Source organism: Acidimicrobiales bacterium, from assembly GCA_036491125.1.
Taxonomy (GTDB): domain Bacteria; phylum Actinomycetota; class Acidimicrobiia; order Acidimicrobiales; family AC-9; genus AC-9.
On record DASXCO010000032.1, the window covers coordinates 1 to 13,164 of the forward strand.

Genomic DNA, 13,164 nt, shown 5'->3' on the forward strand with positions numbered 1-13,164 from the left:
GCCTGCTCGCCCCGCTGCGCCTCGTCCGGGTACCGGTCGACGAGATCGTGGTCAGCGTGGCGCTGAGCGTTCGCTGCCTGCCCCTGCTGGTGGACGAGCTGCGGGTGCTCTACGCGGCCCGCCGGGTTCGCCGCCCGGAGATCCCGGAGGGAACGAAGAGCCTGTTCAACGAGGCCGTCGACCTCCTGGTCAGCGCCCTGGTGGCTGCGACCCGTCGAGCCCAGGAGATGGGCGCCGCCATCGAGGCCAGGGGCGGCCTGCGCTCGGCCAGCCGGAGCGGCCCCCGCCCCGGCCTGCGGGACTGGGCGGTCCTCGTGCTGGCCGCGGCGATCAGCGCGGCCATGGTGATCGCCTGATGCCGGCGAGCATTCGTGCCGCTCGCCCGCTGGACAGGCTGATATGCCCGACAATTCCGTCTTCCCGTGGGCAGGTTGCGCTCTACACTGAGCCGGGCATGCACCGGTCACTCGTCGAGCGCCGCCTCATCGAGGTCAACTCCCGGCTCAAGCGCGTGCGCGAAGAGCTGGTCGTGGTCGACGAGCAGCTGACCGCGCTGGCCGAGGCGGCCGACGAGGCGCGCATCCGGTATCTCGTCTCGGAGACGCCGCTCGCCGACCGTGAGCTTCGGGAGGCGCGCCGGCACGCCGATGCCATGTCCCGCAGCCGAGCCGCGGTGGTGGACTCGATCACCGAGCTCGAGCGGGCGCAGGACGAGTTGCTCGACCGGCTCGTGACCGAGCCGCAGTAGCCGGTCGGGAAGGAGCGATCCTTGAGCGTGCGCGTCGTCATCGCCGAGGACGAGGGGATCATCCGCCTCGACCTCAAGGAGGTCCTCGAAGAGGAGGGCTACGAGGTCGTTGGCGAGACAGGGCGGGGAGACGAGGCCGTCACGCTCGTCCGGCAGCACGGCCCGGAGCTCGCGATCCTCGACATCAAGATGCCCGGGCTGGACGGCCTGGCCGCGGCGCGCGAGATCTCCGGGGAGCGACTGGCGGCGGTGCTGATCCTCACCGCGTTCAGCCAGCGCAACCTCATCGAGGAGGCGCGCGATGCCGGCGCACTCGCGTATCTGGTCAAGCCGTTCCAGAAATCGGAGCTCATCCCCGCCATCGAGGTCGCCCTGGGACGCTTCGCGGAGCTCAAGGCGCTGGAGGCGGAGAACCGGGGTCTCGAGGGGCAGAACCGCAGCCTCGAAGATCTGCTCGAGCGACAGCGCCTCGTTGATCGGGCCAAGGGGCTCCTCATGGACGACCACGGCATGAAGGAGGCGGACGCCTTTTCCTTCATCCAGCGGACCGCCATGCGTCTTCGTCTGACCATGAAAGAAGTCGCCCGCCAGGTCATCGAGGGCACCCTCACCCCCTGAGGAGCGGCAGGGGAGCTGCGCCCCGGCTCAGGTCTTTGCGACGAAGAGCTGGGCGGCGATGGACGGGCCCAGCTCGATGGTGCCACCGGTCTCGACGTCGTCCAGCACCAGGGTCACGCTGCCGTCGGTCTCCTTCGCCCGCACATGGGCGTCGGTCCCGGGCACGAAGCCGTGGCTGCTCAGGTAGCTCAGCGACTCCAGGTCGATCTCGACCTGCTCGGTGACACGCTCGAGGCGCACGTGGGCGCCCAGCTCGGCGTCCGTCAACGCCATCTGAGCGTGGGCCGTGCCGGTCGCACCAGGGATCGGGTTGCCATGGGGACAGGTCTGCGGATGGCCGAGCAGGTCGATCAGGCGGGCCTCGACCTCGTCGGAGATGACGTGCTCCCACCGGCCCGCCTCGTCGTGGGCCTTGTGCCACTCCAGGCCGATGATGTCGGTGAGGAGCCGCTCGGCGAGGCGGTGCTTGCGGACCACGCTCTCGGCTCGCGATCGGCCCTTCGCCGTGAGCGCGACCGAGCGGGCGGCCACGGTGACGTAGCCCTCGCTCTTGAGCCGTCGCATCATCTCCGAGACCGTCGGCGCCGAGTGGCCGAGGCGCTGGGCCAGACGGGCCTGGATGACCTGCACGCCCTCCTCCTGAAGGGCGTGGATGGCTTCGAGGTACTCCTCGACCGGAGGGTGAAAGCCATTGGTCACGACCTGTAAGCCTACCTGGGGACCCGCTGAATCGGCCGGGCGAGCCTTTGGGAGCCAACCAAGAGCCACGGCGGCGGACGCGGGCCGCAATAGCATCGGCTCGTGGCCAAGGTGATGCTCCTGGACGGCAACTCGCTCGCCTACCGAGCCTTCTTCGCCCTGCCGACCGACATGGCCACGGCGTCCGGACAGGTCACCAATGCCGTGTTCGGCTTCACCTCGATGCTGATCAACCTCCTGAAGGACCACCGTCCCGATGCCATCGCCGTGGCCTTCGACCGGCCCGAGCCCACCTTCCGCCACGAAGTGGTGGAGGACTACAAGGCGGGCCGAGCCGAGGCGCCTGACATCCTCCGTCAGCAGATGGGCCTGGTCCGCCAGGTGGTCGAGGTGCTGCACGTACCCACTGTCGAGCTGGCGGGCTACGAGGCCGACGACGTGATCGCCACCCTCGCCACCCGAGCCCGGGACCGGGACGACGACGTCATCATCGTCACCGGCGACCGGGACACGTACCAGCTGGTGGAGGACCCCCACGTCAAGGTGCTGTACAACCGCCGGGGCGTGAGCGACTACGTGCTCTACGACGAAGCCGGGATCAAGGAGCGCACGGGCGTGACGCCGGCCCAGTACCCGGCCTACGCCTCGCTGCGTGGAGATCCCTCGGACAACCTGCCGGGCGTGCCGGGAGTGGGGGAGAAGACAGCGGCGCGGTTGGTCAATGACTACGGGGACCTCGACGGGGTGTTCGCCAACCTCGACTCGGCGACCCCCAAGCTCCGACAGTCGCTGGCCGAGCACGAGGCTCAGGTGCGGCGCAACGCCGAGGTCATCCCGCTCGTACGGGACCTGCCCCTGGGTGCCGATCTGGACAAGCTCTCGATGGGGGGCTGGGACCCGGACGAGGTCCGCCGGCTGTTCGCCTTCCTCGAGTTCCGCACGCTGTGGGACCGCCTGGTCGAGGCGTTGGGTCCACAGGGCGAGGCCCTGAGCGGACCGGCGGGTGCCCAGCCCTTCGAGATCGAGCTCCACCTGGCATCCACGCCAGAGGACGCATCGTCGACCCTCTCGGCCCTCCTCGCCCGCGGTGGGGCGGTCGTGGTCGAGGCGGCCTGGGAGGGCCAGCCCGGGCGGTCGCCCATCCTCGGCCTGGCTTTGGTTGCAGCGACGACCACCTCGCCCACCGACGAGGGAAGCGAGCCGCCCGACCGCCCACCGGACGAGGTCGTCTGGATCCCGGCGGCGACCCTCGAGACCTTCGAGGTCACCGGTGTGCTGGCTCGCCTCGTAGGGCCGGACGGCGTGCCCACGGTGGCCCACCGGGCCAAGGAGCTCATGCGGGCCCTCACCCCGATGGGCGTGGACATCGCCAGCCTCGAGCTCGACACCGCCGTGGCCGCCTACCTGGTCGAGCCCGGGGAAGACACCTACCCGCTGGAGGAGCTCGCCGCCCGCTACGCGGGCGTCGACGTCCGGTCACCGGCGGCCCCGCCCGCCGGCCAGCTGGACCTCGAGGGGACCGCGACCGACCCCGCTGAAGAGACCGCGCGGCGGGCGGCGGCGGTCGCCCGGTTGGCCCCCGCCCTGAGTGCCGCCCTCACGGCGCGCGGCTTGTCCATGCTCCACGACGAGGTCGAGCTGCCGTTGGTCCGCGTCCTGGCCCGCATGGAGGTGGTGGGCGTGCGGGTGGACGTCGACTACCTGACGTCGGTGGTGCGGGCCCTGACCGACGAGGTCCAGCGCCTCGACGGTGAGATCCAGGACCTCGCCGGGATGGAGTTCCGGGTCAACTCGACCCAACAGCTGCGCACGGTGCTGTTCGACAAGCTGGGCCTGGCGCCGCAGAAGAGGACCAAGACGGGGTTCTCCACCGACGCGGCCTCGCTGGAGCGACTCCGCGGGGAGCACCCGATCATCGATTCGCTCCTGCGCTACCGGGAGATGGAGAAGCTGCGCTCGACGTACGGCGACAGCCTCCTGGCCGAGGTCGCCGGGGACGGACGCATCCACGCCAGCTTCAACCAGACCGTCGCGCGCACCGGTCGCCTCTCGTCGGACCAGCCCAACCTGCACAACATTCCCATCCGCAGCGAGGAGGGGCGCCGGCTGCGGCGGGCCTTCATCCCTGCCGAGGGGTGCTCCCTGCTCATCGCCGACTACAACCAGATCGAGCTCCGGGTCATCGCCCACCTGGCCGACGATCCCGGCCTGATCGAGGCCTTCGACTTCGGCCAGGACATCCACAACGCCACCGCGGCCCGGATCTTCGGCGTCGAGCCCGAGGAGGTGACGCTCTCCCAGCGCTCCAAGGCCAAGATGGTGTCGTACGGCCTGGCCTACGGGATGGAGGCGTACGGCCTGTCGCAGCGCCTCGGCATCGACGTGGAGGAGGCGGCGATCATCCTGGCCGCCTATTTCGAGGCCTTTCCCAACGTGCGGGCCTATATGGATGCCACGGTGGCCGAGGCCAGGACGAAGGGCTACACCCAGACGCTGTTCGGTCGACGCCGGCCCATCCCCGAGCTGGCAGCCTCCAACTACCGGGTACGCCAGGCCGGTGAGCGTCAGGCCATGAACGCCGGCATCCAAGGCCTCGCGGCCGACATCTTCAAGGTCGCCCTGGTGCTCCTCGACACCGCCCTCGAGCGGGAGGGCCTTACCAGCCGGCTCATCCTCCAGGTGCACGACGAGGTGATCCTCGAAGTGCCACCGGGCGAACGGGAGCGGGCCACCGAGCTCACCATGAACGCCATGCAGGGTGCAGCCGACTTGCGCGTGCCGCTCACCGTCAACCTGTCGTGGGGATCGACCTGGGCCGAAGCCAAGGTCTGACGGCCAGAGTGCCCGAACCCAGGAGACCGCACTTCTTCGAGCGGCTCGCCGAGATCGTGGGGCCCGACTACCTGCGGTACTCGTTCACGAGGAGCACGGAATCCGAGGCGGACTTCGTGGCCGACTCGCTCGGTCTGGGGCCCGGTGAGCGGGTGCTGGACGTAGGTTGCGGACCTGGTCGTCACAGCCATGCCCTGGCCCGTCGGGGTCTGCGGGTGACGGGGGTCGACGTGGCGCAGCAATTTGTCGAGCTGGCCCGCGACCGCGCTCCCGAGGGGGCCACGTTCGTGCGGGCCGATGCCCGCCGCCTCCCGGTCGCCACCGCCAGCATGGACGCCGTCATCTGCCTGTGTCAGGGCGGGTTCGGCCTCCTGGGCGGAGGGGAGGGCGAGCTGGCCGCACTGGACGGGATGGCCGGGGCGCTGCGCGTGGGCGGGCGGCTGGCGCTGTCGGCGGTGTCGGCCTATTTCGTGCTCCGCTTCCTCGAGCAGGGCGACACCTTCGACGCTGAGCTGGGTGTGAACCACGAGCTGGCGACGGTTCGGGACCACCAGGGTGGGCAGGCGGAGCTCGACCTGTGGACGACCTGTTTCACCCCCCGGGAGCTGCGGCTCCTGTGCGGTCGCGCCGGCCTGCAGGTGCGCCACATCTGGTCCGTCGGGCCCGGGCAGTACGCCCGTCGGGCTCCGGACCTCGATCATCCCGAGTGGCTGGTGGTGGCGGAACGACGAGCCGGCTCCGTGCCCGGCGACGGCTTCGCCCCGGGTTCATGAGGCCTGGTGGTAAAATTGGTTCCTGGTGGTTCGCCGCCTGCGGGCCGAGCGAGAGGGCTCGAGGGAGACGGAGCGCCGCGTGCCTCCCGCCAATCATTCCCGCGGGAGCCCTGCCCGGAAAGAAGGCTACCAATCGAGATGTCCAATCAGCATGCCACGAGCTCCGCACCAGCTGACGCCGCTCCTGTCGCGGCACCGGAGCCCGCGGTGAACCCTCCCGATGCCGGCGCGACCCGGCCAGACGACAGCAGCGCCCAGGGGGCGCCCTCGAACGAAGGCGGTGCCCAGATGGGCACGTTCGACGAGGCCGGCAACTACACCCCCAGGCAGGTCGTCGCCGACGACCTGGGCGAGATGTCGCTCGAAGACGCCATCGCCGGGACGATCGTCGAGTTCGACGACGGTGACATCGTGCAGGGAAGCGTCGTGAAGGTGGACGCCGACGAGGTGCTGCTCGACATCGGCTTCAAGTCGGAGGGCGTCATCCCCGCCCGTGAGCTCTCGATCCGCCACGACGTGGATCCCTCGGAGATCGTGACGGTCGGCGACCGCATCGAGGCTCTTGTCCTCCAGAAGGAGGACAAGGAGGGGCGCCTGGTTCTGTCCAAGAAGCGGGCCCAGTACGAGCGGGCGTGGGGGACCATCGAGAAGATCAAGGGGTCCGACGGCGTCGTGAACGGGCCCGTCATCGAGGTCGTCAAGGGCGGCCTGATCCTGGACATCGGGCTCAGGGGCTTCCTGCCCGCCTCTCTGGTCGAGCTGCGGCGGGTCCGCGACCTGGCTCCGTACGTCGGTCGCAACCTCGACGCCAAGATCATCGAGCTGGACAAGAACCGCAACAACGTCGTGCTCTCCCGGCGGGCCTGGCTGGAGGAGACCCAGCGGGAGCAGCGGGAGGAGTTCCTGGTCAACCTGAAGCCCGGGGAGGTCCGCCGCGGCACGGTGTCGTCGGTCGTCAACTTCGGCGCCTTCGTCGACCTGGGTGGGATGGACGGGCTCGTCCACGTGTCGGAGCTGTCCTGGAAGCACGTGGACCACCCGTCGTCGGTCGTCAGCGTGGGCGACGAGATCGAGGTCCAGGTGCTCGACGTCGACCTCGACAAGGAGCGCATCAGCCTTTCGCTGAAGGCCACCCAGGCCGACCCCTGGCAGGAGTTCGCCAACGCCCACCGGGTGGGCGAGCTGGTCTACGGCCGGGTGACCAAGCTGGTTCCCTTCGGCGCCTTCATCCAGGTGGGCGACGGCATCGAGGGCCTCGTGCACATCTCCGAGATGGCCGTTCACCACGTCGACCTGCCCGAGCAGGTGGTCAGCCCGGGCGAGGAGCTGTGGGTCAAGATCATCGACATCGACCTGCAGCGGCGCCGCATCAGCCTGTCGATCAAGCAGGCGGCCGAGGGCGGCGAGGTCGCTCCCGAGTACCGGGAGGCGTTCGGGGAGCACGCCTACGACGAGCAGGGCAACTACATCGGGTTCACGGAGACCGAGTTCACGCCCGAGACCGAGGCCCAGCAGGCGTGGGCCGAGTTCGTCTCCGAGAAGGGTCCGTCCGACGGCGCACCAGAGGAGGGCGCACCAGAGGGCGCACCCGGCGGAGCCCCAGAGGGCGGACCAGCTGCCCCGGCGGCCGCACCGGCTCCGCCCGCCGATGGCGAGTCACCCGCCGGCTGACCCAAGCCGATCTGGGGCAGCTACCGGTTGGTGGTCGCCGCCGGAGCAGCGCCGAAGCTGACCGGCGATTCAACGGGGAAGTGACAGGCCACGAAGTGGTCGGGTCGCATCTGGCGCATCATCGGCTCCTCCTCCGCGCACCGCTCCTGGGCCCTCGGGCAGCGGGTGCGGAACCGGCACCCGCTCGGAGGTGACACGGGGGACGGGATCTCTCCGGTCAGCCCGGCACCGTTGGTCGAGGGACGGACATCGGGATCGGGCTCGGGTATCGACGCCAGCAGGGCGTTGGTGTAGGGATGCGTCGGGTACCGGTAGAGGTCGTCGGCGCCCGCCACCTCGCACAGCTTGCCGAGGTACATCACCGCCACACGATCGCTCACGTTCTTCACCACGGCCAGGTCGTGGGCGATGAAGATCATCGTCAGCCCGTAGCGCTGTTTGGTCTCCGCCAGGAGGTTGAGGATCTGGGCCTGGACCGAGACGTCCAGGGCAGACACCGGCTCGTCGCAGATGAGGAGCTTGGGGTCGAGCATCAGCGAGCGGGCGATGCTGATGCGCTGACACTGGCCGCCGGAGAACTGATAGGGCCGACGATCACCGGCTGCGTCCACGTCCAGGCCCACAGCATCGAAGACCTCACGGACTTTGGCGTCGCGCTCCCCGGCCCGGCGCTGTCCCCAGATGGCCAGGGGCTCGGCCACGATGTCGACGACACGCCGTCGCGGGTTGAGTGAGGAGATCGGGTCCTGAAAGATCATCTGCATGCGGGGCCGTGTCTCGCGCAGGGCCTCCCGCTTGAGCGCCGTGAGCTCGTGGCCGTCGAGGCGCACCGAGCCCGACGTGGGGCGGGGGAGCTGCATCACAGCTCTCCCGGTCGTCGACTTCCCGCAGCCTGACTCGCCCACCAGGCCGAGCGTCTCGCCCTCGCGCACGTCGAAGCTCACGTCCGAGACAGCGTGGACCCTTTTCCGACCTCCGGCGGGGAAGTCCACCAAGAGGTGCTCGACGCGCAGGAGGGCCTCGCCGGTGCGCAGCTGGGCGGTCCCGCTGCCCGCCATCAGGCGCCGACCCGCGCCACCGGGGCGTCGGTGCCGACCCGACCCTCGCGCCGGTTGCGCTCGAGCGCGTCACGACCCTCTGGCGTTCCCACGGGGAACCAGCACCGGTAGACGTGCCCGGGCGTGCTCGCCTCCTGCAGCGGGGGCTCCTCGTCCTTGCACCGTGGCTGGGCGTAGGGGCACCGGGGATAGAAGCGGCATCCGGGGGGCAGGTTGACCAGGTCCGGCGGTCGCCCGGGGATAACCGAGAGCTTGGTGTGGCTGGGGTCGCTGATCTTGGGGATCGACTTCACCAGGGCCTCGGTGTACGGCATCTTCATGTCCGCGAAGATGGCCCTGGTGGGCGCCTTCTCGACCACCTTGCCCGCGTACATCACCGCGATCTCGTCGGTTCGTCCGGCGACGACGCCAAGGTCGTGGGTCACCAGGACCATGGCCATGTAGCGCTCCTGCTGCTGGCGGGCGAGCAGGTCGAGGATCTGGGCCTGGACGGTGACATCGAGGGCCGTGGTGGGCTCGTCGGCCATCAGCAGCCGGGGGCCGCAGGCCAGGGCCACGGCGATGGTGACCCGCTGTCGCATCCCGCCCGACAGCTGGTGGGGGTAGTCGTCCAGCCGCTGTTCGGGCTCGGGGATCCCGACCGAGTCGAGCAAGGCGACGGCGCGACGGCGGGCTTCGGCCCGGTCGATGCCGAGGTGATGGCGGAGCGACTCGGTGATCTGTCGTCCGATGCGCATGACGGGGTTGAGCGATGTCATCGGGTCCTGGAAGACCATTCCGATCTCCGCGCCCCAGATGTCCCGAAGCTCGTTCTCGGTCATGGCGGTGAGCTCTCGTCCTGCAAAGCGCACCTCACCGCTGCGCACGACGTTGGTGCGGGGGAGCAGCCCCATGATCGAGCGGGACAGGACGGTCTTGCCGGATCCCGACTCGCCGACCACGCCGATGGTCCGCCCCCGGTCGAGGCTGAGCGACACCCCGTCCACCGCCCGCACCATCCCCCGGGCGGTGCGGAAGTGGGTCGTGAGGTCGGCCACCTCGAGCAGCGGCCCCGACGTCTCGGCAGCGACGGGGTAGCCGGCGGCGCTCTGTCGGTCCCGTCGCCGGGCTCTCACAGGCCTCCCTCCCGGATCTCGAAGTACGACCGCAGCCGGTCTCCGGCGAAGTTGAGTGCGAGCACGGTGAAGAACAGCGCCAGCGACGGCCAGAGGCAGATGAGCGGATCCTGCTGCAGGGCGGTGCGTCCCTCGCTGATCATCCCTCCCCAGGTCGGTGTGGGTGGACGGACCGACAGCCCAAGGAAGGCCAGGGCACCCTCGGCGACGATGGCAACCGCCACGGCCACGAGCGCGAACGACAGCGCAGTAGGAAGGACATTCGGGAGGATCTCCCGGAACATGATACGGGTGCTCCTGGCTCCGAGGGCGCGCGCGGCCAGCACGAACTCGCGCTGGGCGTACACGATCGTGTTGGCCCGCACGATCCGGAAGAGCGGCGCGATCGAGAGGATCCCGATGCCGACCACGACCGTCAACAGGCTCTGACCGACGGCGGCCACGATGGCCAGCAGGAACACCAGGGCGGGGAACGCCAGAGCCACGGTGGAGACGCCGTCGAACAGCGCGTCGAGCGGCCCGCGGAAGAAGCCGGCGATCACGCCCAGCGAGCCGCCCGCCACCATGCCGATGAAGATCGAGGCAAACCCGACGATCAGGGAGATCCGGGCCCCGAAGATGACCCGCGAGAAGATGTCGCGACCAAGGGTGTCGGTACCGAGGAGGTGCTGCAGGCTCGGGTCCTGCCTCGGGAGGGCCGAGCCGATCCCGTTGGGGTCGTCCAGCGGCAGCACGTTGGCCAGCACGGCGAGGAGGATGACGAGGCCCACCCAGCCAACCGAGATCCAGAAGGCGAAACCAAGGCGGCGAATGGCCTTGCTCGGTGCACGGGCGGTCTTGGCTTCACCGAGCTGGACGTCGCTCGGTCCCTCCAGGAGCTCGCCGCCGGCGGGCTCGCCGGCCATGACGCCGAGCGAGGTCGAGGGAATCCCGGCCTGGACTACGCCCCGACGGGACGGCGACTGATCAGACGGAGGCTGTGGCATGACGCGTCCTGGGATCGATGGTGGCATACAGGAGGTCCACGAGGAGGTTGATCGCCACGAAGCCCACCGCGACCACCAATACCGTCGCTTGTACGATGCCGTAGTCGCGGGCATAGATCGAGTTGAGGGTGAGGAGCCCGATGCCGGGCAGCTGGAAGATGAACTCGACGAGAAAGGCCCCGGTGATCAGAGTTCCGATGTTGATCCCGGCCACGGTGATCAAGGCGAACGTCGACGGCCGGAAGGCGTGCCGCAGGAGAATTCGCGAGTTCGGCATGCCCTTCGCTCTCGCCGTGGTGATGAAGTCCTCCCGCAGCGTGGCGATCATGTCGGTCCGCAGCACCCGCATGTACACCGCGAGGGAGCCGAGCGCAAGAGTGAGGGCAGGCAGGATCGCGTGTCGAAGGTTGTCGCCGACGTCCTGGGTCAGCGGGACCCACCCTGTGGCGGGGAAGACGTGGAGGCTGACGGCGAAGAGGTAGACGAGGAAGACGCCAAGCATGAAGGCGGGGATGGCGAGGAGGCCGAAAGCGACCCCGGTCGACAGCTGATCGAACACGCCGTCCGGTCGCACGGCGGCAAGGATGCCCAGCGGTATGGCGACGATCAGGGCGATGAGCTGGGACAGGACGAGGAGCTCGACGGTGATCGGCAGGGCCTGCCTGATGGTATTCCCGACGCTCTGTCCGTTCAGGTAGGAGGTGCCCAGGTTCCCGTGCAGGCTGTGGTCCAGATACTGGATGTACTGGGCGGGCAGCGACTTGTCGAGGCCGATCTGATGGCGGCATTGAGCCAGGCCATTTGCCGTGGCACTCGGACCGAGCTTGGCGATGCAGGGATCACCTGGCAGGTTGTGCAGCAGCACGAACGACAACAGGGTCACCACGAACAGCACGATGACGGCGAGGACGAGCCGTTTGGCTACGAAGACCATCTGCCGTGCTGCCCTTTCCCTGATCGGGTCACTCTGCCGCCGCCACCCCCGCCTAGCTGACCCAGATCTGCGTGGGCCAGATCCTGCCACCCTGAAGGCCGACTCCCTTGGTGCCGTCGGGGAAGGTCGGCCCGTTGAAGTTCATCACGTTCGGCTTGGCCGAGACGACCCAGACAGATCGGTCGATCCACAAGTAGGGAACGTCGGACGCGAAGCGCTTGGCCACGGTCTGGTAGTTGGTCGCCCGGACCGACGGGTCCGCGCTGGCCCTGGCTGCGTCGAGCGCCTGCTGGATCTGGGAGTCCTTGTTGCGGGCGAAGTTCAGTGCCAGCGAGCCCACCGGTGCCGCGTTGTTTTGTGTCCACCACACGTAGTTGATGTCGGGGTCCGATGCCGCGAACTGGGTCCACTGGTACACCTGGTATTTGCCCGTCAGGGCGTTGAGGATGTACTGGGACTGCTCGGTCTGGGAGATCGTGGACTGGATGCCGGCCTGCTTCCACATGCTCTGCATCAGCTGAGCCGCCTGGAGGTTGATGGGGTTGTTGGTGACCCCCAGCTGGATGTTGATCGGCTGGCCGTACTGGGCGACCAGGGCCTTGGCCTGGTTGAGGTCGTAGTTGGGGTATCCCGTAGGCGCGAAGTTCGGGGATCCCGACACGAAGGGGCCGGTCGATTGAGGGGGTACGCCGTTGTCGATCGTGTTGATGTACTTCTGCCGGTCGGTGGCGAACGCCAGGGCCTGGCGGACCCGGACGTCGCTCACGGGCGGCACGGCGGTATTGATCATGAAAAAAGACTGGTCGGGCTCGAGCGTGGAGTGGAGGTCGCTGACGGTGACGAAGCTCGAGTTGCCCGTGAGGTCGACGTAGTTCTGAAGCGTGTCGCTGTGGAGGATGTCGACCCCACCTGACTTGAGTGTGTTCTCACGGGACTGGAAGTCGACGATGGGCTTGTAGGTGATCTGGTCGAGGTAGGGCAGGCCGGGACGCCAGTAGTGAGGGTTCTTGGTCGCCGTGAAGTGGTCGTTCGGCACCCACTGCTGGAAGACGAAGGGGCCGGTCCCGATCGGGTGCTGCGCGGCGGTCTTCCCGAGCGTGCTGGGCTCGGCGATGTAGCCGGATTGGTACTGCCCCGAGATGTAGGCGGGGAAGGGGACCCAGGGGGTGCTCATCGACACCACGACGGTGAGAGGGTCCGTCACGTCCACAGAGGAGACGTTGCTGAACGCCGGGCCCGCCAGGGCGGACGCCTTGAGGCCGTCCAGGTTGGCCTTCACTGCGTTCGCGTCGAGCGCCGTTCCGTTGTGAAACGTGATGTTGGGCCGGAGGGTAATGGTCCACTTGGTGTAGTCGCCGTTGGGGGTGATCGACTGGGCCAGGTAGGGCTTGATCGAGCCGTCGGAAGCGACGGCGGCCAGGGGGTCGTAGATGGTTCGCCCGTAGATCACGCCATTGGCGTCCCAGCGGTTGCTGGTCGGGTCGAAGCCGTCGATGTCCGCTGTCAGGCCCATGCTGACGCTGCCACCGGTCTTCGGTGTGGCGGTCGAGATGCCGGCGTTGGATGACGTCGAGCTTCCGCTGCTCGAGCCGCCGCCGCCGCAGGCAGCCAGTAGTCCTGGAGCGCCGCCGAGCACGGCAAGACCGGCGGCGGTCCTGGCGCCTCGGGCGAGGAAAGTACGGCGGTCGAAGGGTTCGGGCCTGGGCACTGTTCCCCCCTTTGTTGTCATT

At 68.8% G+C, this 13,164-nt stretch carries 12 protein-coding genes; 6 read left to right on the plus strand and 6 right to left on the minus strand.

The window, feature by feature from the left end:
* From VGF64_02430 to VGF64_02440, 3 genes are all read left to right on the plus strand, one after another.
* Window positions 1-356: energy-coupling factor transporter transmembrane component T (locus tag VGF64_02430; GenBank protein HEY1633586.1), on the plus strand; the 356-nt coding region annotated here is incomplete at its 5' end.
* A 98-nt stretch (window positions 357-454) separates the two neighbouring features.
* Window positions 455-748, plus strand: coding sequence for a hypothetical protein (locus VGF64_02435; GenBank protein HEY1633587.1), 294 nt, complete (start codon window positions 455-457; stop codon window positions 746-748).
* A gap of 27 nt (window positions 749-775) precedes the next feature.
* A complete protein-coding gene (locus VGF64_02440; protein ID HEY1633588.1) occupies window positions 776-1,366 on the plus strand; it encodes a response regulator in 591 nt (196 codons plus the stop codon).
* A 27-nt stretch (window positions 1,367-1,393) separates the two neighbouring features.
* Here the strand turns inward: VGF64_02440 and VGF64_02445 are convergent, their stop codons facing one another.
* Window positions 1,394-2,065 (minus strand): metal-dependent transcriptional regulator, encoded by a 672-nt coding sequence (locus tag VGF64_02445; GenBank protein ID HEY1633589.1) that lies wholly within the window; start codon window positions 2,063-2,065, stop codon window positions 1,394-1,396.
* Between the two features lie 102 nt (window positions 2,066-2,167).
* Here VGF64_02445 and polA point away from each other — a divergent pair, with 102 nt between their 5' ends.
* From polA to rpsA, 3 genes are all read left to right on the plus strand, one after another.
* Window positions 2,168-4,897, plus strand: coding sequence for a DNA polymerase I (polA, locus tag VGF64_02450; protein HEY1633590.1), 2,730 nt, complete (start codon window positions 2,168-2,170; stop codon window positions 4,895-4,897).
* Window positions 4,898-4,905: 8 nt separating this feature from the next.
* Window positions 4,906-5,670, plus strand: coding sequence for a methyltransferase domain-containing protein (locus VGF64_02455; protein ID HEY1633591.1), 765 nt, complete (start codon window positions 4,906-4,908; stop codon window positions 5,668-5,670).
* Between the two features lie 207 nt (window positions 5,671-5,877).
* Entirely contained in the window at window positions 5,878-7,341 is a 1,464-nt protein-coding gene (gene rpsA / locus VGF64_02460) for a 30S ribosomal protein S1 (protein HEY1633592.1), read from the plus strand.
* A 20-nt stretch (window positions 7,342-7,361) separates the two neighbouring features.
* Here rpsA and VGF64_02465 read toward each other — a convergent pair whose 3' ends face one another.
* Genes VGF64_02465 through VGF64_02485 form a run of 5 tightly spaced genes read right to left on the minus strand, consistent with a single transcriptional unit; the run spans window position 7,362 to window position 13,142 of the window.
* Window positions 7,362-8,399: an oligopeptide/dipeptide ABC transporter ATP-binding protein gene (locus VGF64_02465; GenBank protein ID HEY1633593.1), complete on the minus strand. Its 1,038-nt coding sequence runs from the start codon at window positions 8,397-8,399 to the stop codon at window positions 7,362-7,364.
* Complete coding sequence (locus tag VGF64_02470) at window positions 8,399-9,514, minus strand: ABC transporter ATP-binding protein (protein HEY1633594.1); 1,116 nt, start codon at window positions 9,512-9,514, stop codon at window positions 8,399-8,401. Before VGF64_02470 ends, VGF64_02465 begins: the two co-directional genes overlap by 1 nt.
* Entirely contained in the window at window positions 9,511-10,500 is a 990-nt protein-coding gene (locus tag VGF64_02475; protein ID HEY1633595.1) for an ABC transporter permease, read from the minus strand. Before VGF64_02475 ends, VGF64_02470 begins: the two co-directional genes overlap by 4 nt.
* On the minus strand, window positions 10,481-11,434 hold the full coding sequence (locus VGF64_02480; GenBank protein ID HEY1633596.1) for an ABC transporter permease: 954 nt from the start codon (window positions 11,432-11,434) through the stop codon (window positions 10,481-10,483). The genes VGF64_02475 and VGF64_02480 overlap by 20 nt, the downstream gene beginning before the upstream one ends.
* A gap of 52 nt (window positions 11,435-11,486) precedes the next feature.
* Window positions 11,487-13,142, minus strand: a complete 1,656-nt coding sequence (locus tag VGF64_02485) for an ABC transporter substrate-binding protein (GenBank protein ID HEY1633597.1) — start codon at window positions 13,140-13,142, stop codon at window positions 11,487-11,489.
* Window positions 13,143-13,164: the final 22 nt, after the last annotated feature.

Coding starts and splice junctions, on each gene's coding strand:
- VGF64_02480 (HEY1633596.1), bottom strand. CDS start 11,434: ATGGTCTTCGTAGCCAAACGGCTCGTCCTCGCCGTCATCGTGCTGTTC.
- VGF64_02465 (HEY1633593.1), bottom strand. CDS start 8,399: ATGGCGGGCAGCGGGACCGCCCAGCTGCGCACCGGCGAGGCCCTCCTG.
- VGF64_02435 (HEY1633587.1), top strand. CDS start 455: ATGCACCGGTCACTCGTCGAGCGCCGCCTCATCGAGGTCAACTCCCGG.
- VGF64_02475 (HEY1633595.1), bottom strand. CDS start 10,500: ATGCCACAGCCTCCGTCTGATCAGTCGCCGTCCCGTCGGGGCGTAGTC.